Raw genomic sequence first — 25565 nt, forward strand, 5'->3', positions numbered from 1 at the left:
GGTAGGTCATGCGTCTAAAAATACTATCAATATTTACTATGCTCTGCGTGCTTTGCACAGCACCGGGGTTGGCTCAAACCACCAGCGGTTCAATCACCGGAACCATCGTTGATCAGCAACAGTCTGCCATTGCCAACGCCACGGTGACAGCCACCGAAGAAAGCAAAGGCTTTTCCCTGACAGCAATCACCGATAACGAGGGGCGGTTTGTGCTTCCACAGGTTCCGCCAGGAACCTATACCTTGAGAATTGAAGCATCGGGCTTCAAAAGCCAGGAACGTAAAGCCATCACGCTCATTGCCAACGACCGACTGACACTCGGCAATCTGAGTTTGGAAGTGGGAGCCGTTACCGAAACCGTGAGCGTAACCAGCGAAGCCACTCCCATACAGGCTGAAAGCGGCGAGCGTTCCTTTGCGATTCAAGGCGAAGTGATTCGCAACACCGGCGTAAAAACCCGAAGTTATATCAATCTTGCTACCTTAGCGCCGGGCGTCGTAACCACCGGGGCAGGCGACGGCAATACCGAAAACAGCACCAACCTGAGCGTTAATGGCGTAAGGACCAACTCCAATAATGTCCAGATTGATGGCATCACCAGCGTTGACGTCGGCAACAATTCCCAACTATCCAGAATCCCGCTGGATTCGGTCGGCGAATTCAAACTCTTAACCTCCACTTATCAACCGGAGTATGGACGCTCTTCCGGCGCACAGATTCTTGCCGTCACCCGCAGCGGCTCACATGATTTTCACGGGTCTTTCTATTACTATCGCCGACATACGGGAATCAATGCCAATTCCTTTGATAATAACCGCAACAAACGACCGAGAGATATTACAGACCAGGAAGACCCCGGTTATACCATCGGCGGGCCGGTTTACATTCCCGGCGTCTTCAACAAAAACAGGAATAAGCTTTTCTTTTTCTGGAATCAAGAGTGGAATCCCAGAACCACTCCCAATTCGGTAAGAAACGTTCGCGTTCCGACGGCGCTTGAGCGACAAGGTGACTTTTCTCAATCGCGTGATGGAAACGGCAATCTGTTTCCATTCATTCGTGACTGGACTTTGGGTTTGCCTTGTAACGCCTCCAACACCGCAGGCTGTTTTAAAGATGGCGGCGTCTTGGGAAAAATCCCGCAGAATCGCCTTTATGCGCCGGGCATCAAAATTCTCTCTCTGTATCCTTTGCCAAACTACACCCCGGTGGGCAGTGAAAATTTCAACTACAAGGAACAAATACCCAATACCACCAAAGAGCGCAATGACACTTTGCGAATGGATTACACCCTCAATAAAGATTGGCTGGTCTATGGTCGGCTACTCAATAATGAATCGGATGGCGTCAGTCCCTACAATTTTTTGGGTTTTATCCTTTTTGGCAACCTCGGGCAATTTGGCATCAAGCAAACCCTGCCAAGGGTTAGTTATGCCACGACCTTAAATGGAACGCTCAATCCAACCACGGTTGTCGAATTCACTTACGGCTTCAGCAAAAATACGGTTGATGGCAGACCCAACACCGATGCCTACACACGAACCGCAAGCGGATTGCAAGACTTGCCTTTGATCTATCCAAGCGCCGTGGTGGACGACATCTTGACGCAGTTTGGCTTTGGCGGACGACTTGGCAACACGCCAAGCTATCAAGCCGGAGCCGCGCCGCAATCCTATATCAGCCGAACCGATGATATTGTCGGGAGCATGTCAAAAATTTGGGGGCAGCATTTTGCCAAATTTGGATCGACCTACCATTGGAGTACCAAGAATCAAACCAATCGAATTTTGAAAAACGGCGGCATCAGTTTTTCTGACAGCGCCAATAATCCCTTTGACACCCAGCAAGGTTTTTCCAACGCCATCACCGGCGTCTATTCAAACTATACGCAAGCTTCGTCAGGCACGACCGGGCGTTACAAGTATTTCAACCTTGAATGGTATGCCCAGGACAACTGGAAAATATCGCGACGGCTGACGCTGGATTATGGAATGCGGTTTTCCTGGTTGCCACCGGCGCGCGATGCGAATCTATTGGCTTCCAATTTTGTGCCGAGCAAATACGACCCTGCGGCTGCCCCCAGACTGTATGTGCCGGTGTGTATCAATGGCGCGCGAACCTGTTCAGGTGGTTCGCAAACCTCTGCCCGTCGCGCCGTTGATCCGGCGGTGCTGGCTTCGGGTGTCCCTTTAACCTTAGCCAATACTTTACTCGACACGCTTTTTGTAGGACGGGTTGTTCCGGGGTCTGGAAATATTGCCAACGGACTTTTTCTTGCCGGAACCGGCGGGGTTGAAGAAGGCTTGACAGCCGACCAGGGCATTCAATTCGCTCCGAGGTTCGGCTTTGCTTTTGATGTACTGGGAAATCACAATTTAATCCTGCGCGGCGGTTTTGGGATATTCTATGACCGGGCGCAAGGCAACCTCATTTATGACTATAACGAAAATCCGCCGACTACCATCTCCTCGGTTTTCGATTTCGGTTTGCTCCAGAATATCACCAGCGCCAACGCCGTTTCGACCATCAGTCCGCCGAACATCAAAGCCATCGAACTGGATGCGAAAATTCCATCCACTTATTCATTCAATTTCGGCGTCCAATACAAACTACCGTTTGATACTGTTTTAGACGTCTCTTACGTTGGCTCGATGGGACACCATTTGCCACACTATCGGTCAATCAACTCAACGCCTTTTGGCTCGGCATTTTTGCCGGAAAATCAGGACCCAACTAAGGCGGCGAATCCCACGATACCCGGTTCCAATGCCCTTCCGGCTAATTTGTATCGTCCCTATAAAGGGTTTGGCGACATCCGGTATTTGGAATTTAATGAAAACTCCAATTACCATTCAATGCAAATGACCGCTACCCGTCGCTTTGCCAAAGGCTTGCTGTTGAATGCCAATTACACCCTGAGCAGAGCGCGTGGCATTACCAGCGGCGATCAGGATGGCGGGGTTCGGATTGATGGAAACGACCAAATCAATTATGGTCGTCTGGGATTTGACCGCACCCATAACTTTAACTTTAACTGGGTGTATGAATTTCCCAATCCAACCAGGAATCGTTTTCTCGGACTGCTGACCAACAATTGGCAACTCTCCGGTATTTATCGGTTCCAAAGCGGGGAACCTGAACTGGTTACATGTGGCATTACCGGATACGGCACCATCAATCTGACCGGTTCATCGAGCGATAATGCTCCCCGTTGTGTGCTGATTGGCGACCCCAAAGCCGTAGCCAACAAGGATGATTTTCATCTGTTCAATATTGCCGCTTTCCAAGCTCCGCAAGTAGGCAGCAAAGGGCTGGAGACCAATCGCGACGACCTGCTGATAAACGCGCCGCCAATTAACAATTGGGATATGTCGCTTTCCAAGAGATTCTTCTTTTGGGAAAGCCTGAGAATCGAAGCTCGTCTTGATGCCTTCAATGCGCTGAACCATACGCAGGTCGCCTTTACGAACTTTTTTGGTGCCAGTTTTACGGCTCCGGGAAGCAGCACCCTGGTTACGGGTAATGCAGCCAATCCGCTAACCAATCGCACCGGGTTTGGCGCAGCTTTCGGCTACCGACCGAACCGCACCATGCAATGGATGTTGCGTTTTGAGTTTTAAATTTGCCTGACCGCAATCAGGTAATTAAAAAACCGGGTCATTCAACCGGTTAGTCTGGAATAGAGCGATGGTTAGCATCTGACGGGCAATGCCCGTCAGATGCTAACCATCGCTCTACCAGGCTGATGATTTAAGCCTGATTTTAGACAACGCAAATTGCTGTTGTGCGGCGCTCTACACGCATCGTTTCACCCTGAACGGTCTCCACTGATAAAGCCCTGTGGATGGCGATTCCTATTAAAAAATCAACCTCACTAAAACGCAAATCCTTGACCGCAGACCTGATTCAACAGGCTGCGAGATAACCTTTATCTTGCATTGCAGCTTTCATATTATGGGCAGAACACCTGAGAGTTCGTAACTGAGCGGAGTTAGCTTTCACCCCAAAAGCGGCAATCAAATTCTAAATGCCGGAAATTTTTGCAGGCTTGATTTATGAAGTGATAAAAGGTTTTGTTATCACCACTCTTTCAATGTTGTGCTATATTCTGCTTTTATTGAAAGCCGGTTACCTGGTTGTGACCACCGGATGGTTCCGCAAATCGGGCGATAATCGCATCATTTGAACGAGGGTTCTGGCGACTTCCAGTTTGACCGGATAAATTAGCAAGGAATAAAATTGCCTATCGTTGTCATCAGCAATTCCAGAGGCTAAACGAAACGATTTTCATAACCGAAAAAGGAGGATGTCATGATAAAGGAAATAGAAAAAATTTTAGGTGATGAGGCTGAGACATTATTAACCTATCAATCGAAAACCATTCCAAAAGAAAATCTCCATCTACCGGGTCCCGATTTTCTCGACCGTGTATTCATCAACACCGACCGCACACCGAACGTGTTGCGCAATCTCGGTTCGCTATTCAATCACGGAAGACTCGCGGGAACCGGTTATGTTTCAATTCTGCCGGTCGATCAGGGCATAGAGCATTCAGCGGGCGCATCGTTTGCCCCCAACCCCGAATACTTTGACCCGGAAAATATCATACGGCTTGCCATCGAAGGCGGCTGCAACGGCGTCGCGACGACGCTTGGCGTGCTTGGCAGTGTATCGCGAAAGTATGCCCACAAAATCCCCTTCATTTTGAAGGTCAATCACAATGAATTTATCTCTTATCCGAATGCTTTCGATCAGATTATGTTTGCGTCGATTGATCAGGCATTCGATCAGGGTTGTGTTGGTGTCGGCGCGACGATTTATTTCGGTTCCGATGAATCAAGACGCCAGATTCAAGAGGTCACCGCCGCCTTCGCCCACGCCCACGAACTGGGAATGTTCACCGTCCTGTGGTGCTACCTTCGCAACTCGGCATTCAATAAAGATGGCGTCGATTATCACACGGCGGCGGATTTAACCGGGCAAGCCAATCACCTGGGGGTTACCATCGAAGCCGACATCATCAAGCAGAAGTTGCCGGAAACCAATGGCGGCTACAACGCCTTGAAATTCGGCAAGACCCACAAAAAAGTTTATTCGGAACTCACCTCTGACCACCCGATTGATTTGACGCGCTATCAGGTGGCGAACTGTTATATGGGCAGAATGGGATTGATTAATTCGGGCGGCGCGTCGGGCGAAAACGACATACAACAAGCCGTTAAAACCGCTGTGATTAACAAACGCGCCGGGGGCACGGGGTTGATTTCAGGACGCAAAGCATTTCAAAAACCGATGCCCGAAGGCGTGAAGATATTAAACGCCATTCAAAACGTTTACCTCGCGCCGGAAATCACCATCGCTTAATTTTTCAAAAGAGTGGTGAGCCGTGACTCATCACTCTTTTCCCTTCCTTCCACCGACAAAAGTATTGACTCCGAAAGGGTCGCAGCTTACCATCCGAACATCACTGAAATGTCTGCCCCTGCGCTTTAAAACGTTTGCCGCGAGCAGCGATTCGCCCTCCTCGGAGCCTTTAGTCTCCCTCACCAAAATTTTTCCGAGTAATCGTTTGCATCACTTCATCAGGTAATGCACATGACCCAGTTTCTCGTTCGTCTTTCAGCTATCATCCTGTTTATTTTCGCAATCATTCTCGCAAATTTTTCACTTGTCCAATCGGATACTGCAAAAACCGCTTCGACAAAAATCGTCGCGACTGACCACACTTATCGCAGCCGCGCGCCGTTTCATAAAATCCTCATCAATAAATCGCAGGAAGCCTTAAAACAATCGGCGCTGGCAAGCGGCGGCGAACTGGTTGCCGATTATGGCGAGTTCATGTTGATGAAAGCGCCGACCGAAGCGACGGAAAATATGGCGATTGAATCCGAAACCCCGGTGGTTCGCGATGACTTGAATTTAATCACCCTTCGTGCCGCGACCTTTGACACCACCCAAAACCCGCAACAGGCTTTACGCATTCAATCCGAAGCCGAAGTTGCCGAAGACGGATTGTTCCTCGTGCAAATGGTTGGTCCCGTCAAAGCCGATTGGTTTGATTTGCTCGATTCAACGACGGAGGTGATTTCCTATGTGCCCAATAATGCCTACTTGATTCGCGCCAATAGCGAACAGATGGCGCAGGTCAAAACTCTGGCAACGGCAACCAACAGTTTCATTCAATGGATTGGCGATTATAAACCGGGATATAAAGTCGCGCCGGAACTGGCGCTTGATTCCGAACAGGAAGTTTACGCGACGGTGCAACTCGTCAACAGCAACAAACTCGAAAAACAAATTCGCAAACTCGCTGCGCTTGCCAATATCGAACAGGAAGTCGAAGGCGCGAAAAATCTCGCAAACCTTCGCGTCAAAATTCGCGCCAGTAAAATCGCCGAAGTTGCAAGGTTGAGCGATGTCACCTGGATTGAACCCTACAACAAACCGGAACTCTTTGACGAACGCCAGGGGTTGATCGTTTCCGGCAATTTGCTCACCACCAGTCAACTCGCAAATCCCGGCTATCTCAACTGGCTCAGGTCAAAAAATCTCGCGTCAACGCCCGACTTTCTCGTCGATATTGTCGATTCGGGATTCGATAAAGGAATCCTCGACCCCGATGCAATGCATCAAGACTTTCTCAATCAAGCAGGCGCTTCCCGCGTGCTCTATTCGCGCTTGATGGGCTATGTAGGTTTGGAAGGAACTTCGCAGGACGGCACAGGACACGGCACCATCAACGCATCAATTGTCGGCGGTTACAATGTCGGAACCGGCGCGCAATACACCGACGCGAACGGCTACGCTTACGGACTCGGCATTCATCCGTTTATTCGACTCGGCGCAACCAAAATTTTTGACCCGGATTTCACCAATCCCAATTATGTAGAAATCACCGATGCGATGTATCGCGACAACGCGCGCATTTCTTCAAACAGTTGGGGAGCCTATGGCAATGCTTATTCGGTTGATTGTCAGACCTACGATTCACTGGTGCGAGATGCGCGGCGAACTATAGATGGTAATCAGGAATTGACCATCGTTTTTGCAGCGGGAAATCGCGGACCTGATGGCCCGCTTTCTACACCCGGCATCGCGAAAAACGTCATCACGGTTGGCGCAAGCGAAAATCTTCGCGAAGGCACAGACGGTTGCCGCATTGAAACCGATGGCGCGGACGATGCGCTTTCATTGATTGATTTTTCATCGGGTGGGCGAACCTTTGAAGGGCGCGTGAAACCGGATATCACCGCGCCCGGCACACACATTCAAGGAGCCGCTTCGCAATATCGCGGCTACCTCGGTGGCGGCGTTTGCAATCGCTATTATCCGAACAGTCAGACGCTATACACCTGGTCATCGGGCACCAGTCACGCCTGCCCTGCGGTATCGGGCGGCGCGGCATTGCTTCGCCAATTCTTTCAGCAATCCACAGGCAAAGCTCCGAGTCCCGCGATGATTAAAGCCTATCTGACGAATTCAACAACTTACATGACCGGCGAAATGGCGAACGACAGTTTGCCGGGGTTTCATCAAGGTTGGGGGCTGATGAATTTGGGACGCGCGCTCGATGAAACCCAACGCATATTGATTGACCAGAGCGAAACCTTCGCAGATACCGGCAATGTCAAAGTGGTGAGAGGCCGCGTGGCAAATCCCGGCAAAGCGTTCAGAGTGACACTGGCGTGGACAGATGCGCCGGGAAATCCGGCGGCTAATCCCGTAGTCAATAATCTCGATTTGCAGGTTATCATCAACGGTCAAACTTATTATGGCAATCATTTCAACGGCGCAGTTTCAACGACCGGCGGCGCTGCCGATTTAGTGAACAACCTCGAATCCGTATGGCTGCCGGAAGGCACCACCGGCGAATTTGAAGTTCGCGTCATCGCGACCAATATCGCAGGTGACGGGGTGACGGGAAATGGCGACGGCACCGATCAGGATTTCGCGCTAGTGATTTACAATGTCCAAACTCAGAGCGGTGGCGGTGGTGGTTCGGTTGATGCGCCGCCGTTCGTCAATTTATTGACGCCGGTTGGCGGCGAAACATTTCAAGCCGGTAATGTGGTGCAGATTTCGTGGGACGCTTCGGATGATAAAGCGATTAAAAATCAGTTCGTCGAATTTTCATCGAACAACGGCTCGACCTATGATGTGATTGCCGCTTTGGATGGCAACACGCGGTCATTCAATTGGAAAGTTCCGGCGCTGCCGACAGACAATGGCAAGATTCGCGTGACCGCGCTTGATGGTGTGAATTTGCCCGCAACCACCGTCAATTTCGTGAGTTTCAAAATCGTTCCGGGACCGCCCGATTTAACTGCGCCGGATTTGGTTGTGCTTTCGCCAACCGGGAGTTCAGTGATTGGCGGTGGCACTAAAGCGATTATCAAATGGCGCGAATCGGATAATGTCGGCGTCGTGAGGCGCGTGTTGGAATATTCGCTCGATAACGGCAACGCTTTCCAGGCGATTGCCGATATTGCAGCGCCCAGTAGCGGCGACCTTCATTTTTATGAATGGCAAGTGCCGGTGTCGCTCAATACCGAACGCGGGCGCATACGCATATCGGTTTTTGATGGCGCGGGCAATATGACGGCGAAAATGTCCGAAGGTAAATTCAGTTCGTGGCCCCAGCCGATTATTACTGAGGTGGAATTCATCACTCCGGCGGAAGGCAAAAGCACGATGGAAGTAAATGGCAGGGCATTTCGCAAAGATGACACGTTGATATTTGCAGATGACCTCAAGCTCAAGAAAATCAGTTTCGACAAATGCGATGCCGCAGACGGGTCGTGTAAAAAAATCATCATCGCCGATCCGAAACTGTTGAAGCGTTTCCCGGAAGGCAAATTCGTCAACCTCTCGGCGCGCATCGGCACCACCGGACAGGTTTCACCCTTATTTGAATTCAAACGCAAACGCCCGAAAAGTTAAAGGTGTCGAGGCGCTTGCAAACAGTGTTCGTCTATTTGATTGAGAGTGCGGTAAACAAGTACCGCACTCCATTCAGCCTTAAATGACATTAAATTGCATTGCTTGCCAAAGAGGTTCAAGCAAGTTGTAACCTTCAAATCATTATTCATAACCTGCGCGACTTAGATTTTTCGCAGGGCAATTTGCGGCTTGCCTATCTCAGCTTTTACAAAATCCACAACAAATCTATCGCCTTTACTTCTTCTCATTAATTGAAGCCGATTAGCATAGGATTTTTTCTCTAATTGTTTCCAAAACGAGTAGCGTGTGTTATCACTTGATGACGGTTGCTGACTCTCCATTGTTACCTTCGTATATTTTTCCAAGTGATTTAGTAGCGCATCAGGGTTTACCACTTTGTCTGCTAACCGGGCAATTTCGGTATTCAACTCACTTTTGGCATCAACCTCACCCTTTAATGCTTCAAAGTAATTGCTACTATCGGTTCCGACAAACGTACCATCAGCAAATAAAATCCCATCGATGGATACTGTAATTTTTACGCTTTCTGCCGCTTGCCGATTAATGTCTGCTCCTCCGCCTCCCATTCTGATTTTTCTTCCTCCGCCGGGGTCAGCGTCAGTTAATGAAAAAAGCAATTTGCCATTTGGAGGAATGGCATCACTAAAATGTGATACTTGTCCTTCGGCAATAATTTCCAGGCTTCCCTTCCGGGCGCGAGTATGAGTAATCACGTTTCCGTCTGGCATTGCCAGTTCCCATTTCAATAGACAGGCGGCTACCGATCTGGCTCCTTGATTCACGACATAAACTGCATAAGAATCAACCGCGCCTTTATCGGTTTTTTCGGCAATGAATTTATCAAACGTTGAATCATTCGGGCTAACCAGCCTCACCCCATCTACAGAAAAACTCATTGTTTCTATTTTAGAAGGCTGAGTTGTCGTTCCTTTGGTTCTTGGAATGACGGCAATTACGATTACCGCGATCACGATTATTGTACCGACCAATATTAATTTGAACATTTGCAGACTCCCTTCTTCCCTCATTTGGAATGAGATTACCGATGGTCACTTGGGCGGTATTGAATCAACAGGAACCCATCGACGCGGATTTGCGGGGTCTTGTCGCATAAACTCCCCGGTACTCCAACCAAGTCCATCAGCAAATCCAATAAAACCGATGGACACCTTTACTCGGTTTATCGTGGATATGGATTGTCTCGTTTCGATAAATTTAATCAGGTTAAGATAACGTGCCTCATCAAGCACAAAGGTTATTTCTTCGCCGGGTTTTAGGGATAATGGTGGCACATTTTTAATATATTCCCCCTGCGTACTTGGGTGACGACCTTGGTTAATGGTAAATAGCATTCCAATACCTGTAGCAAGCGTTTCAGGAAAAGATAGGTAGAGATTGAGGTAAACAATCTCCCTATCAAAATTATTTTTCAATCTGAAAGTTGCACCTTTTAACCAATCATCGTCTGCGGCAAATTTTTCGCCAAACGAAACAGATTTGTCCGCCGATTTCATCTCAATAACCTCTACTGGCTCGGGGCGAAAAGTTCTATATCGTTCAAAAACTTTCTCCGGTTGTTTAGCTGGCGGATATAGACTAACAGTTTTCCATCGCATTGAATCAGATGGGTCTTGCCGGAGAAAATCCCCTGAACGCCAACCCATGTTATCTGTAAAAACTACGAACCGGATTTCTATCAACACTTTGTTTATGCTTGAGACGGGTTGTTTGTTTTCCACAACCTTAACCAAACTTCGATACTGAGATTCATCAACCGTAAAGGTTATTTCTTCGCCGGGTTTTACTGATATAGGTTGAACACGTTGATTATGGACTTCATCCCAATAGGGATTTTTTCCCTGATGCATCGGAAATGCTACCCCGATTCCAGTGGTTGGAATTTCAGGGAATATCAGCCCAATCTGGATATAGGTAATCTCTCTATCAAAATTATTTTTCAATTTAAAACTGATGCCCTTTAACCATTCCCTATCCGCATTGAATGGTTCACCAAGCGAAACAATTCTGTCAGCCGTTTTTACTTCCACCACATCAATCGGTACATAACTAAAACCCTTGAGCCTTTCAACCACTTTTTCCTGTTGCCCGTACACAGGCGAAATAAACGCCATAATTGGTACTGTGAAACTCAGGGTAACTACGAAAAACGAAATTGACCGATAGCGATTTAACCAGGTTGGTTTTTTTGTCATCCTCTTTTCTCCTTCTACTCAGTTGGGCTGATTCGCTTGCGCATATCAGCAAAGGAAGAACACCCCGGCTTCAAATCAGGAATAAATTGCCCAAAGCATATGCCACTATTTACGCGAAAGCAATTCCACTTTTTACAAACAATGGTTCGGACACTTTTTGACGGATAGAATGCCGTAAGTTGTTGATTTTTCGTGAGCGGCTGAATTAATTGCAAGTCAGGGGTAACCCTAACTTGCAATTAATTCATTTTAGCCCCAAACAGCGGTTGATTCTAAACGACTTCTCGACCGAAAAAATGTCCGAAGTATTGACAAAAACAAATTATTAAAAAAGAAAAAGCCCGTTTAAAATTAAACAGGCTTTCTCGCAGAAAATTTGCTTGAGTTAATTTATCTTCGCGTCACGCGGATTAACATTTCCGTACCGCTTTCGATTTTCAATTCTTTGCTGCCTTCGATGTACAAAGAACCCGCGCCGCCTGCGCCGCCAAGAATCAACCCTATTGCCGCGCCTTTGCCGCCGCCGATGATGCCGCCAAGCACTGCGCCTGCGGCTGCGCCGATGCCGCTGCGTTTAATGGTCTGTTTGCCGCGACTTTCGGATTGCACCTGACCTTCTTCGTCAACCTTATCGGATTCGCCGCCGTAAACCCGAATCAATTGCGCGCGCATCACGCCGCTTCGACCATCGGTAAGTTTAATCCTATCGAATGCCAGCGACATGGTCGTGCGCCCTTTCACTTTGCCGGATTTCGCGATTGAACCGACGTGACCATAAACCGTCGCCTCTTCGTAACGCGACGGATTTAAAACTTTCGCGGTGAATTTATCACCGACCCGCGACGTCTTGCTCGATAGTTCATCATTGATGCGAATCTTGAGTTCGGTTCCCGATGCGACAAGCGCGGTGGCGGTTCCGGCGCTTTTACTTTTCAGCGCCGGCTTTTTCGTCGTGGTTTTGGATTTGCTTTGAGAAGTGGCTTGCACCGTTAAGCTGCCGATAAGGAAAGTTAAGACCAATAATACCGATGCGAATTTTACAAACTGTTTTTTCATAGCTGACCTCCAATTCTTTGCGCCGAAAAAAGCATAATCCGCGCCCGATGGTTTCACAACTACCGAGCGCGGATTATCGTTAATCAACTACACATCAAACGCGGTCAAAGACCGCTTTCTCAACTTAACCGATACATCATTGGTTATAGATTTACGGCACGGTGAAGGTTGCCGAGGTTGCGCCATTCGGGTTGCGAATTTGCACGGTCGTGCCCGCATCCACGAATCCTTTCAGCAAACGATTGCCCGGTGTCGAGCGCGCCGTTCTCTCAACGATAATTAAATCGCCGCTTCTCACCAGCGGGAAGCTTTCCGTACCTTTGACAATCGCTACTGCGCCGACAGCGATGTTGGAACCCGCCGCGTTGAATAGCAACTGTTTCTTCTTGTAGCGACCGTTGATGATTCGCGGCGCAGTAGTCGCTTCTTCCGATGCCGCGCTCTCTGTGCTCGAAACATACAACGCCGTCAATCTGTAATAGAAGACTTTCGACGAGGTTGATGGATAAGGCACACGGTCAATGAAAGAGGTTTGACCGGATGCAATCACCCCAACCAGATTGGCAGTCGAAGCGGACACATTCGGACTTTCCGCGCGATAAACCAGATAGCCTGCGAGTCCCGCAGCAACTTGCGGTTGAACGGTTATCGCTTCGCTTTGCGCAATGCCAAGCGGGGTAAGTGATTGGTCTAAGGCGAAAACCCCGGTTGGCGGATTGGATGCGGTTTCCGGCGGCGTCAGTGTAACCGAAACCGTGTGGGTGTCTGCGGCTGCCAGAACGGTTACTACGGTTTGCGCGGTCTTCACACGATTCGCGCTATCGGTAGCTCTGAAATTCAAAATGAACCGACCGGTTGAATCAGTCGGAACATTGATTGACAAAGTTCCTTTGCCACTGCCGCTATCAGTAAACGTGCCGCCCTGGGTTGCGCCAACTGTGGACAAGTGAATATCGGTGTTCGTGCCATTCACTGCCAGGACATTGATGTTCACGCTGCCACCGGCAACCGCAGTTACAAATGACGGAACCCGAAGTTTCATCTGTTCGAGCGTCGCTGTACTGGTGCCGCGAACATGAATCGTGCTGAGCAATGAATCCGGGTCGTTGGTAATCAGGGTCATCTGCGTCTGAAATACGCCAACGGCGGTCGGCGAAAACGCAACGGTTAAGAAGAAGCCTTCGCCGGGTTTGAAGGTCGCGGGCAATGCCGGTTCCCCACTTATGAAAAACGGTGCCGTCGGGCGGAAAATACTGGCAATGACCAAATCGGCATCACCGGTGTTTTTAATTTCCAATAAGAAGGTTGAACTGCCGCCCGGAAAATCAATCACCCCTGATGTCAACTCAAGATTAGGAACTGGTGTTACCGAACCTTGACCACGCAGATTAACCGTCACGGTTGGGGTGACCGGGTCGTTGCTTGAAATGGTGAACGAACTCGCGGACATCGCCGATGAAACCGGCGCAAAACGAACCGTGAGCTGGGTGCTTTGTCCCGGCGCAATCGTCAATGGCAATCCCGGTTTATCAACGATTGAGAAAGGCGCTGCCGGATCGGTAATTTGGGTGATTTGCAAATCCGCGCCGCCCAAATTTGAAATGGTTACGGTTTGCGTGATGGGCGAACGCACAGTTCCGAAATCAATGGAAATGGGACTTACTGAAATCACCCCTTGCGGTGGCGGCGGCGGTGCGGGCGTCGTCGCATCAGCAATGTTCGTGGGGTCGGAATTGCCAAAATTGTTGAACGCAAAAACCCTGTAAAAATAGAGGGTATTCGGTGACACGGTGGTATCGCTATAGCTCGTCACATTCGGCCCGACCGTGGCGATTTCCGTCCATACCTGCGCATCAAAACTGCGTTCAATGCGAAAGCCGAGTTCGTTGTTGGAATTATCAACCCAGTTTAAATCCACTTTTAATTGCCCGCCGACATTGCTGGCAACGGCGGTCAAATTGGTTGGCGCAGCCGGTGCCTGGGGAATGGATGGTGAAACGGTAATATTGAAATCACCGGCTTCAAATCCGAATCCGTCAACCACGATGTAATAAGTGGAACCTTCAACAAGCGTTCTTCGCACCTCTTCGGCATCACCTGCGCCGCCAATATCGCTGCTGGTGCAATTGGCAAGGCTCGCGCAGTTGGTGACGACATAAAGCGTCACGTCAAAATTGCCAACCGGCGTAACCGTGATGATGTAGTTTTGCGAATCGACAGAGGTATATTGATAGATGACTTCAGCGCCGCTGCCCGATTGACGGGAACGCAAACACGGAGTTTGCGGATTTAAATCATTGGTCGCGCCAACCGTCGAACCGTTGGCAACAAACGGCAAGCGATTCCCTTCGATGATGGTTGGTGATGCGCAGCTATCATTGGCGGGAGCATTTTTTCGTAAAGAGAAATGGAAGGGACCGCCGCTGCCTGCTGCTGATGCCGTATCAACCACAACATAATAAGTTGTCCCGGATGATAAACTCACACCTAAGGCTTCACCTCTTCCCGGGCCGTTGGCATTTGCGCCACCAACACAGGTGGTTGTCGGGTTCGCGCAATCGGTAACCACATAAAGGCTGGCATCGAAATCCGTACTGAAAGGCGTGACACCGATTGAATAGACGGAGGTTTGATTGGGGGTGAAAGCATAAACCACATCCGAACCACCGCCGGGCACGCAACCGATTGCTGTTGGGTCTACGTCATTGGCTGCGCCTGCCGAGTTGCTATCTTCGGTAAATGGTAAAGCGGATGGCGCAATGACGGTTGCCGTCGCGCAATTATCTCCGGCAAAAACCGGCTTCGCGGCGCTAGCTGCCTCGGAAGTCGTATACCACCTGCTTACCGACACTATTGCAATGAGGGCGAGAAATAGAACCAATGGGCGTGCAAACATACCCTTGTTGTTGGCACTTATTTTCATTTTTATTACTCCATTTAGAAAATATTCACACACAGGGGGGAAGACACACGTATCGGGAAGTTGTCTGGGTGCTTATTCATTTTTCCTGCCGATTCCCCTCAACGATGAGCCTTAGAGGCTAGGATTATAAACGAGGAATAAATCGAACGTAAAGCAATCAACAGAAAAAACTCAATAAAATCAAGCTTATTTCGCGTTCATGGATTCAACTTGCATCCGCCGGGTTTCGCGCAGGATGGCTCTGGCAATCGGTCGACCTTTTTCATCCAGAGTTGAATAGAGCGGGTCTCGCAACGCTTCATCAAGGGTGATGAATTTGACGCCGAGGCTTTTATACCAGTTGAGAATCTCTCCCATAAAATCACAGGTCAGTTGACTCATGGCAAACGTCACAATCAACTTCACTTCATAACCGGTGCGTTGCCTTGCGGCTTTGCGGGTCTTCAAGGTCTTATCGAGTAAAAGCATCTTGTAGTTTTCTTTTACCAGTCGCGCGCAGGTTTCATCGCCGCGCGCCTTTGCCGCACAATAGATATTGCTGAATTGATTGTCCGGCATATCGATGGTCGCCATCGCTTCGATATAGCCTTTGCTTTTCAGATATTCCTGAATCTGTCCTCGCGCCTGTTGGTCGCGGCTCACTTTCAATCGCGGGTAGCGAAAATATTTTTGTCCGCTCGGATGCTTATCGAGAAACGGTTGCAAGGTCTGGTCATTCAAATTCACATCGGCGATAAATTCCTGCGGGTCGCGGTTTTTCGCTTTGAGTCGGCTGTAGGTCATGTTGCCGATGAGATTGCCGCTTTGCAGCCAGTGTTCAACCATGCTGCCATCAAGCGATTGCCCGACCACGAAATCCACCGTTGGCGGTATCTGGTTTTCGTTGAGCGCGCGAATCAGATGGTCGAGATTTTCGACTCGGTCTTCGTCCGCGCACCAGTAATCAATATCATCTTCGAGACTTTTACTGCGAATCATGCCATTGAAGGTCAACGCCAGTTCTACGCCTTGCAGCGGCTGAGAGTCGACGGCTTCTTCCCTTGCCTGCGACTTCATCAAGCCACCGATTTCGGGAATGTGCGCCATTTCATCCAAACAGACAGCCATCGGCGAAAGCGGCGGCGTAGTCTTTTTCAATCGCATATAAAGCGTAATCGATGCCGCAATCGTAATGACAATCGCGAGAACAATCTGCATCTCTTTACTGATAATAGATTGATTGCTGGTCATTGTTACCTCTTTATCAATTCAACCTCAACCAAACGCCTGCATTTGCTATTCACTTAATTGCCCTTCTATTTTTTTCTTATGGTGAAGGAAAATAATTTTTCAGATATTACTGCAAATGACCCATAAAAGAAATCTTTCAACAGGCTAAAAGCCGAATAAATACAATTTCAAGTTTAAGAGCGACGGAATGAAAAGCTAATCGGGTTTGCGAAGATAGACGCCCTTATTAATTCTGAGCGGCAGTTCATCATAATGGGCGCGTACCCAGTTTTCAAATTTTTCACTGTGCGTAACCGCCCGCAACCGCGAAATGCCGACAAGCTTAGGTTTTTGCGCCTCCATCTCTTCAATCACCGCAGCGAACGAACCGCCATATTTTCGTTTGGCAATGAAGCTATCCATATTCCAATCCAAAAAGACATAGGCATTCATATTCGGGCGGTTCATCAATACCAGCATGCCTATCGTGCCATGCGTATAAACTTTGTCCTCCGGTTGCAAATGCGCAGCAATCTCATTCACTTCTTCAATCTGTTTCGCAAGCGTTACCTCACCCAGGCGATAACCTAGACCGGGTAGCAACACCAAAACGATTATCCCTGCCAACGCACTGATTGGCATCCATCGTTCAACTTGTGAAGGTAATGACGCCCACTTGACCGGCACAAGGAATGAAAGCCATTCTGCGGCTTTGATTACCAACCACGCCCCAAATAAGCCGATAAACGGCAAAAAAGGAATTAAATCGGGAACGGCTTGAAAATTGATAAAAGCAAATGCCAGATAAACTGCTGCGGGAAAAATAATCGCATCGCGGAAGAGTTCAAATGACCAGCCTTTTTGATATTTCACATACAGGCGTTCGGCAATGTAAATGACCAATCCGCCGAACGCCATGAGTATAAAAATCATTTTTTTTCCGTAAATTCGGCTGGTGATTTTCCAAAGATGTGAACCGGCATCCGCTAACGGCTTTTTGGCTTCGGGTCCAAACACACTGTAGTTGTAAACGAATGCGTAATCCCAGAAATCGCTCAGTATGCCAACCGCATAAAAGTAAACCACCACCACAGCCACCGGAAGTAAAGCTCCGGCAATTAATTTGAGCGCCCGCCAATCGCGCCAACTGGTCAGATATTTTGAAAAAATCAGAAACGCCGTGCCGACATACATCAACCCCGGTTGCCAGCAAAGACAGGCGAGCATGCCAAAAACTCCGGACAGGAAAGGACGGTCTCGCTCAATCAGTAACAACGTAAGCAGCCCGAAAATAATCATCGGCAACTTGGGCTGAGTGCCGCCGATTAACACTTCGGGAATTGCCGGCGTGATAAACGGCAAAATGGCAGCCATCACGCCGACTATTCTACGGCGCAAATAGACCACGGCTACGCGATAGATCAATGCCGCACAAAGACCGGTCATTAACACATGAAACAGGCGAATTGAAATCACATCGTGAAGCCCGAACAAGCGCCCAATGACCAATGAAATCGCGCTCAGATAGACACTCATTGGACCTTTAATATCGACCACATCCCGATACGGCAGTTGCCCGCGTAAAATGGCTTGCGCGATGTAATCATAGATAGCCGAATCGCCGCCTTCGAGTTGACTGAACGGGCGGTAAAACAACATGAGGAGCGCAACAAAAATAAAAATGCCGAACAGCACCACCCTATCGTTTGCCGCTATTTTATTGAGATAAATCGGAAAATTTGTTTTAGATGTGGTGGTATCGGTGATTTGAGTTGCCATGAATCTTGTTGCTGAATCCTGATTGTGCAATTTCTAAATACTGATGCAGTTGAATCGTTTCCCATTTTAGAAGTCCGGTGAAACATTGGGCAAGCCCATTCACCAAACCTGACAGAATTTAATCTCAGGGTTTTCGGATATAGATGCCATCATAGCCGGGAACTTTCAAAGGGGTGTAATGTTCCTCGACCCATTGCAAAAAATCATCGCGGTGACGAACCACCTTTAAACGCGATAAGGCGACGATTTTCGGAGTCGCCCTCTCCATTTCAGCAATCAGTTCACTGAATGGTTTGCCCTGTCGGAAGGCAGCAAATTCGTCCGCTCCCCAATCCAAAAACAGATAAGCATTTAAATTGGGACGGTTCAATAACACCAGCAGTTCCGTCGTTCCGTGTACATAGATTTTGTCACCGGAGTTGAGATTTTCGGCAACCGTTGCAAAGGCTTTATCCTGGTCGCCAATGGTGCCGGTTTGCATTCTGTACCTTGCACTGGTCAGTAGCGCAAGCAATACCATCAACCCTACAGCGCCCGCCGCTACGCGGTTTGGTAATTGATCTTTCCCAAGGGTCGCAATTTTAAAGTTGCTGAATTTGCGAATCAGTAAAACGATCACATAGCCGCTGAATATACAGATGAAAGGCAAAAATGGCAGCAAATCTGCGCCCGCCTGAAAATTAATCAAACTGAATGCAAAATAAATCAATGGCGGCATCAATAACGCATCCCGGTAAAGTTCGGGGGATTGCAGTGATTGCCGGAATGGACGTTTATTTCTGAGGACTTCAAACCCATAGACCCCCAACCCGATAATACTCAGGGGCACAAAAGCAATGCGATTTTGAAATACCCGTTCGACAATTTTCCAGATATGCGCCAGCGCATCCGGGATCGTGCGTTTGGCATCGGGGCCAAACACGCTGTAATTATAAGTCATCGTCCATGCCCATAAATCGCCGAGCGCCCCCTTCGCCCCAAAATACAAGACCACCACCGCAAGCGGCATCAGCGCTCCAAGCATTACTTTGACGCCGTTTCCATCACGCCAGGCAGTTAAGTATTTGGTGAATATCAAAAAGGCTACGCCGACAAACATGAGTCCCGGTTGCCAGAACAGACAGGCAACCGTCCCGCAAAAACCCGCCCAAAAGGGACGCCGCTTTGCAATCATCAAAAGTGTGAGTAATCCGCCAATCATGAGCGGCAGTTTCGGTTCGGTTCCCGTAGCTATCCATTCGCCAAAGCGCGTCAACGTAAGCGGCATCAATGCCGCGAGAATTCCGGCTATGCGACTCGACAGGTAAACCCGCCCGACTAAAAAAATCAGCGCACAAAAGATGCCTGCCAGCAAAAGATATAAAACCCGCACCGCCAGCACATCACGAAGCCCGAAGAGTTTTCCAATGAGCATGGCAAAGGCGCTCAAATACGCGCCCCCGGGAAATTTAATATCAACGGTGTCGCGGTAAGGAAGTTGCCCGCGCAAAATGGATTGCGCGATGTAGTCATAAAACGCCGTATCTCCGATGACGATTTGACTGAATGGTCTGTAGGCTAAAAATAAGACAATCGCGAATAAAAATAGCGCAATAAACAGCAATCGGTCACTGAGTAAGTAATCGGGTAGCTGCCAGATGGATTTTGATTCTGTCGTATCAGGCGATTGAGTTACAGATAATGACATTTATTCAGTACGATTCTTTAAACTTCATTGCTCAATGGTTCTTCAATGACGATTCATTCTAGGTGACACCTGTGAACACAGCAAGCTGACAGAAAATTTATTCATCAAAGGTGCCCGATGGATATTTTTCTGAAAGCAATTCTACTGCTTAACCGAAAACCGCGTTTCGGATGATGCGAGCGGGTTTTAAATTTAATCCGCCGAATCCCGTCTATCTGTCCTATCCGAGAACAAGTTTTAACCGTCCGTTTGTGTACCATTGATTTCAGAGCGAAACCCGAACGACCCTCTTTGCCCTGCTTGTGAAGCAATCTCTCAGTCTGTTAGCTTAATTGCTTAATTTTGGTCGCGTCTCGACATCAAGGTCGGACATTCAATATAAAAGGAGCATTGCATCGCAGAGGAATTCGATGTCTATATCACCCCCCCCAACGACGGTTGAAAATCAAATTACACCGCCATCATTAACATCATCTTCCCTTCGCCCGGTTGCCAATCTTTCCGGCTTTATCTCAGCGGGATTCGGCGCGGCTGGTTTATTAAGCCTCATTGAGTGGGTTGATATGAACGGGCAATTAACTCCGGTCTTTGCCTCAATGACCGAACGGCTCATCTTCACCGTCTATTTCAGTTTGAATTTATTGAGCGGCGCGCTCATCGGATTCATCGTCGGATTGGCTTTTCATCTTGGCAACATTATTCAAGCTACCATCGCGGAGAAAATTTCGCGCGGACTCCCTCGCCGCTGGCATCATCTGTTGACAACCGTCATCGTCTGCGGGTTGTTTGCATTCTTACTCAATCAGCAATGGCATGCCCATCGGTTGGCGCTCTCCTTGATTCGTGAAGCCGAAAAAATCGGCGCGCTGAATAGCCTTTTACTCAACCACGAACGCTCAACCTCTTACTTGTTTCTATTAAGTTTCATTCTGACTGCGGTCATTTTGCGCTGGGTTGTGGTGTCGTTGAAAAGCGCATCCCGGTGGTTAAAACTATCCGTCATTGCCCTGCTCGCTCTGGCGGTTGCAGGGTTTTATTATGCCGATTCGCGCATTGAACCGCTGCTTTACGAACATTCATTTCACTATTTGATGTTCGTGTTGGCGAATTTTTCAGCGTTTGCGCTGGTTGCGTCGGTTTACGGGTTACTCCCTCAAATTCAAAAATTTCAAAATCGTTTACAACCCGCAAAGCAACGAACGCTTATCTTCACTGCGGTTTTCATACTTGGCATCGCTATCCTTTTCACCCTGGTTTATTTCAATCACCATCAAAACCTCAAAGTGCAACTGTTTTCACGAACCACACAAGCGAAAAAACATTTTCAGATGGTTCAATGGGCGGTTGATTTTGATCGTGATGGTTATTCACCCATTCTCGGCGGCGGCGACTTAAACGACAGCAACCCGGACATCAATCCCGGTCGCCATGAAATCCTCAGTGATGGCGCAGACAATAACTGCATCGGCGGTGATCTCACATACAAATCGCTCAAACGCTGGCATCAGGAACGCGAATCTTTTTATCTCGCGCCCCATGCCAATGCCCGAAAATTGAATGTCATTTATATTTTCATCGATGCGTTGCGACCAGACCGGCTCGGCGCTTATGGCTATCATAAAAACACCAGTCCGAATATCGATAAACTCGCCTCTTACGGAACGGTTTTTGAAAATGCTTTTACGCCCGCGCCGAATACTTTTGAAGCCCTGCCAAAATTCATGCAATCGGCTTACTGGGACGCGCAATTGCCCGATTGGTCTGTAACCCTGTCACAAAACGGTTATGAATGCTGGCTGTTTCCGCGCCGTATCGTAACCTTGCTGCGCCACGTCAAGGGCATGAAAGTTGCGCCACGCGCGCCCGATGGTCGGTTTTCCGGTTCGATAGACACGGCAATCGACGTGCTCGGAAAAATACCCAACGCGCAACCCTTTGCCGCTTACCTTTATGCGACAGACCCGCATCGCCCTTACCGGCAACACCAGGGATTTGAATTTGGCAAAACCGACAGTGACCACTACGACAGTGAAATCGCTTATGATGATTTCCATCTCGGTCGTTTGTTTGATTGGCTGGAACAAAGCGGACGGCTGAAAGACACCATGATTTTAATTATGGCTGACCACGGCGAATCGCTCGGTGAACGCGGGGTGCTGAAACATTCCTCGCAACTTTACAACGAACAGGCGCGCATCCCGATGATTATTTATCACCCGGACATCCAGCCGCGCCGGGTTGCGGATTATGTGAGTTCGATTGATTTGGGAACCACCATATTAAACGCCGTTGGCTTGCATTATCCCAAAGAAGCAGCCGGTGTCAGTCTTATTCCTTTGATGCGCGGCGAACCGTTCGTGCATCCGCCCATTTTCGGCGAACAGACAACCGAAGAGGATTCGCCTTATTTACCACCGGAAAAAAATCTCGTACAGAACGGCAAAAAATATATGGTCATCACGCAGGATGGCTTCAAGTTGATTTTCAACCGCGACTATTATGCGTTTGAGCTGTTCAATTTGAAAACTGACCCGCGTGAAGAGCACAACCTGTATCAATCACACCCTGAAAAAGCCGCAGAATTACAGGAGATTTTGGGTCGGTTTATTGATGTGGTGTTGGTCAGCCGTCCGGCGGATGCGGACGAAAAACAATATCGCTTTGGCCCCACACGCGGACGCGAAGACGGTGAAAGCGAAAATGACAATGAATGAAACGAATCAAACGGCGCTTACTCATCCAGGCGAATTGAGAACCAGTCTTTGACCTCGACCACCAGCAATCAAGCGTTTTTCAATTCGCTCCGGGAAGCCAATGCACTTTCAAGAAAACCTTTCATTTTTGCGCCAGGACGATAACCGAAAGCCCAAAAGGAAAAGAAAGATGTTTCAACAAACGCGATTCGATTTTAAGCGCCGAGGCAAACGTCCGGTTCATTAATGGATGCACCGCCTTCACGTCCGATTCCTCGCTTCCCGTAAGCCTTGATAAAAACCTGTGCGGCACGGCAATCGGAAACAACAGGGTGTTGGCATAAGATGCTTTGTTAATTTTGAACCCCTGTTCACTGAGCAGCTTTTTCAATCGCGATTGGGTAAAGCGATGTTTCGTCGCAACCACGATGTCGTGACTGCCGCGCATCCATTCATATGCGGGTTCGCGAATGTATAACATGCCGCCGTCCTTGAGCACCCGGTGCATCTCACGAACAGCTTTTTCTTGATGGGCTTTCGAGAGTTGATAAATCACATCGAAACAGGTGAGCAAATCGAAATGATTTTGTGGAAACGGCAACGCCTCGGCAGAAGCAATCGACGCGGTATGAATATCATTGTCTTCCCATAATTCGGCAGCTTGATAAAACAGGTCGACCCCGTACACCTCATCGGTGGCAAACCGTTCGCGCATCCATTTCATGGAAAAACCGGTTCCGCAACCGATGTCCAAAATTCGCAGATTTTTATGCCCGTTTAAATTTTTATCCAATATCGCTGCGGTAATTTCGCGCATTCCCTGATACCACCAGAGCGTGCGTTCCAATTCAAACATTCCGCGATATTCGTCATCACGCATAGGATAATAGGATTCAGGATTCAGGATTCAGGGTTAAATTCCTAAAGGTTGTTCGTACAAATTTAAATCACCAATTATTGATTGCCGCTCACCGCTTCTTTGCTTTTGATTTCGGATTGATGGCTTTTAAATTCAAGTTCACGCTTTTCGGCTTCAGCCGGATGGACGATTTGCACATCGCGCATGACGACCAGTTTCCACCACAGTTTGCTCAAATCTCTGAAGGTTTTGAACAATCGTTTGAAATTGAAAAATTGCGATTTGCCGTAAGCGCGATGGTAATGATGCACAGGGCATTCGGTAAATCGCGCTCCGGCGTCCTGCAAACTTTTCACCATCTCGACGCAGATGGTTCCGCTGTTGGAATAGAGGCGAATGCGGTTATACACCGAACGCCGTATCAAGCGAAAATCGCAATCCACATCGCTGATTTGCAAACCGAACGCGGTGCGCATCGCCAGCCGATAAATGTTGCCGATAAGGATGCGATGAAAAGGGTCTGAACGGCTGATTTTATAACCGTTCACCACATCGACATCGCCAGTCATTTTCGGCACCAACAAAGCCAATTCGCGCACATCATATTGCGCGTCGCCATCGGTGTAAAAAATCAAATCTTTGGTTGAACTCGAAAAGCCGGTTCTGAGCGCGCCGCCATAACCTTTATTCTTTTCGTGAGTGATGACGCGAAGGTTGGGATATTTGGGTTCGAGTTCGGCAAGCACCGCGCCGGTGTGGTCTTGGCTGCCATCGTTGACCACGATGACTTCGTAATCGTCTGTGAATTCGCGCAAAGTTTTATCAGCTAAGACGACCAGAGAGGCGATGGTTCCTGCATCGTTATACGCGGGAAAAAAAACGCTAATGCTCGGTTTGTTGTTCATTTCAATTTTAAGCTTAGAAAAATGGAGTCCGAATTGTACAGGCACAAAAAGCCCGCTTTCAAGCCGATTGCACTTCGGATTCAACCTTTCGCTTCACCGCGATTTTACTTTCCACTTGATAATAAACTTCGTCGGCAGCAATTGAATTCAAACAATCGTGATGCGGGCAGGCTTTCACTGTGGCATCGCCTGAGAGTTTAAAACACGGGCTGCAACTCATTTTGTGACGAATAATCGAATGCTCACTGCCAAGCGGGGCGGTGCGATTGAAATCCGTTGGCCCATAAATCGCCACCACCGGAGTTTGTACGGCAACCGCAACGTGCATCAAGCCGCTGTCGTTGCAAACCAATAAATTGCACCGTTCAATCAACGCGGCAACCTGTTTAACCGTGGTTTTACCGGCGGCAATCACGATGTTGCCGTTGATACCCTCAGCGAGTTCCTGAATCATCGCGGCTTCATTTGGCGCACCGAATAAAACAATCTGCGCGTCAGGTTGTTCTTTCACCAACCGTTCAATGAGTTCACGGTATTTTTCCAGAGACCACTGTTTCCAGCGCATGGTAGGCGAGGTTCCGGGTTGTATGCCTAAGATCAAATTCCGATTGCCGTTTGCCTGCAAAAACGTTTGGGCAAACCGGCGGTCAGCTTCCGTCAGATACATGAATGGTTTGGTTGGCTCGGTTGGAGTTCGCTCGACGCCAAGCGCAGTTATCAAATCGAGGTAACGTTCGATCTCGTGTTCATCTTCGCGCATGGCGACCGGCACATTGAAAACGAAGCTATAACGGCTGAATTCCGGCAACCATCCGGGACTGGTGACATGACCGACGCGAAACGCCGCGCCGGAAAACACCAGGGTTAAGGCGAGTTGCCATGAGTGGCTGTGAAATTCATTGATGGTGATGTCATACGCGGTCTGGCGAATTTCCCGAAGTCGTTTCAACCAGCCGCGAAAGCCCGCTGAATAAGGCACATTATAGATATTGTCGAACAGCTTTGCGCCCGCCAGCACCTCTTCACAACCGGTGTTATTGCCAACCTGTAAATCGATTCGCGCATTGGGGAAACGCTCGCGCAATAATTTCAAGGCAGGCGTATACATGATGAAATTGCCGAGACCGTGATAAGCGAAGACTAAAATGCCTTCGATTTTCTGCGGCTCGTAAGCTTTACGGGGCAGGCTCGCGAGATAAACCTTGAGTAACCGCTCAACCAGATTTCTTAATGTGTTTTTTAATAAGCCGCTCACAATAATGTCATATGAAATACAAACA

General features: G+C 48.6%; 15 protein-coding genes. 5 read left to right on the forward strand and 10 right to left on the reverse strand.

Annotated elements, in window-relative coordinates; translation table 11 throughout:
- Positions 1-8: 8 nt before the first annotated feature.
- The 4 genes from AB1757_10055 (at position 9) to AB1757_10070 (ending at position 8940) form a co-directional block, all read left to right on the forward strand.
- The gene (locus AB1757_10055; GenBank protein MEW6127371.1) at positions 9-3620 is read left to right on the forward strand and encodes a carboxypeptidase regulatory-like domain-containing protein; all 3612 of its coding nucleotides are present in this window, start codon (positions 9-11) and stop codon (positions 3618-3620) included.
- Between the two features lie 407 nt (positions 3621-4027).
- Positions 4028-4186 carry a hypothetical protein gene (locus tag AB1757_10060; GenBank protein ID MEW6127372.1) on the forward strand — a complete coding sequence of 53 codons (159 nt, stop codon included), beginning with the start codon at positions 4028-4030 and terminating at the stop codon, positions 4184-4186.
- Between the two features lie 125 nt (positions 4187-4311).
- On the forward strand, positions 4312-5364 hold the full coding sequence (locus tag AB1757_10065; protein ID MEW6127373.1) for a class I fructose-bisphosphate aldolase: 1053 nt from the start codon (positions 4312-4314) through the stop codon (positions 5362-5364).
- A gap of 231 nt (positions 5365-5595) precedes the next feature.
- Entirely contained in the window at positions 5596-8940 is a 3345-nt protein-coding gene (locus AB1757_10070) for a S8 family serine peptidase (GenBank protein MEW6127374.1), read from the forward strand.
- A gap of 161 nt (positions 8941-9101) precedes the next feature.
- Here AB1757_10070 and AB1757_10075 read toward each other — a convergent pair whose 3' ends face one another.
- The 7 genes from AB1757_10075 to AB1757_10105 all read right to left on the reverse strand — a co-directional run bounded on the left by AB1757_10075 (position 9102) and on the right by AB1757_10105 (position 19828).
- The gene (locus AB1757_10075; GenBank protein MEW6127375.1) at positions 9102-9965 is read right to left on the reverse strand and encodes a hypothetical protein; all 864 of its coding nucleotides are present in this window, start codon (positions 9963-9965) and stop codon (positions 9102-9104) included.
- Positions 9966-10010: 45 nt separating this feature from the next.
- Entirely contained in the window at positions 10011-11174 is a 1164-nt protein-coding gene (locus AB1757_10080; GenBank protein MEW6127376.1) for a hypothetical protein, read from the reverse strand.
- A gap of 390 nt (positions 11175-11564) precedes the next feature.
- Positions 11565-12230 carry a hypothetical protein gene (locus AB1757_10085; protein MEW6127377.1) on the reverse strand — a complete coding sequence of 222 codons (666 nt, stop codon included), beginning with the start codon at positions 12228-12230 and terminating at the stop codon, positions 11565-11567.
- 151 nt (positions 12231-12381) lie between these two features.
- On the reverse strand, positions 12382-15153 hold the full coding sequence (locus tag AB1757_10090; protein ID MEW6127378.1) for a choice-of-anchor D domain-containing protein: 2772 nt from the start codon (positions 15151-15153) through the stop codon (positions 12382-12384).
- Between the two features lie 186 nt (positions 15154-15339).
- Entirely contained in the window at positions 15340-16383 is a 1044-nt protein-coding gene (locus tag AB1757_10095; protein MEW6127379.1) for a polysaccharide deacetylase family protein, read from the reverse strand.
- 195 nt (positions 16384-16578) lie between these two features.
- Positions 16579-18141 carry a DolP-mannose mannosyltransferase gene (locus AB1757_10100; GenBank protein MEW6127380.1) on the reverse strand — a complete coding sequence of 521 codons (1563 nt, stop codon included), beginning with the start codon at positions 18139-18141 and terminating at the stop codon, positions 16579-16581.
- Between the two features lie 124 nt (positions 18142-18265).
- Complete coding sequence (locus AB1757_10105) at positions 18266-19828, reverse strand: hypothetical protein (protein ID MEW6127381.1); 1563 nt, start codon at positions 19826-19828, stop codon at positions 18266-18268.
- Positions 19829-20238: 410 nt separating this feature from the next.
- Between AB1757_10105 and AB1757_10110 the strand changes: the two genes are divergently transcribed.
- On the forward strand, positions 20239-22542 hold the full coding sequence (locus AB1757_10110; protein ID MEW6127382.1) for a sulfatase-like hydrolase/transferase: 2304 nt from the start codon (positions 20239-20241) through the stop codon (positions 22540-22542).
- Positions 22543-22663: 121 nt separating this feature from the next.
- Here the strand turns inward: AB1757_10110 and AB1757_10115 are convergent, their stop codons facing one another.
- From AB1757_10115 to waaF, 3 genes are all read right to left on the reverse strand, one after another.
- Entirely contained in the window at positions 22664-23401 is a 738-nt protein-coding gene (locus AB1757_10115; GenBank protein ID MEW6127383.1) for a class I SAM-dependent methyltransferase, read from the reverse strand.
- 74 nt (positions 23402-23475) lie between these two features.
- Positions 23476-24285: a glycosyltransferase family 2 protein gene (locus AB1757_10120; GenBank protein ID MEW6127384.1), complete on the reverse strand. Its 810-nt coding sequence runs from the start codon at positions 24283-24285 to the stop codon at positions 23476-23478.
- A 58-nt stretch (positions 24286-24343) separates the two neighbouring features.
- The gene (gene waaF / locus AB1757_10125; GenBank protein MEW6127385.1) at positions 24344-25540 is read right to left on the reverse strand and encodes a lipopolysaccharide heptosyltransferase II; all 1197 of its coding nucleotides are present in this window, start codon (positions 25538-25540) and stop codon (positions 24344-24346) included.
- Positions 25541-25565: the final 25 nt, after the last annotated feature.

The sequence above is a fragment of the Acidobacteriota bacterium genome, from assembly GCA_040754075.1.
Taxonomy (GTDB): domain Bacteria; phylum Acidobacteriota; class Blastocatellia; order UBA7656; family UBA7656; genus JBFMDH01.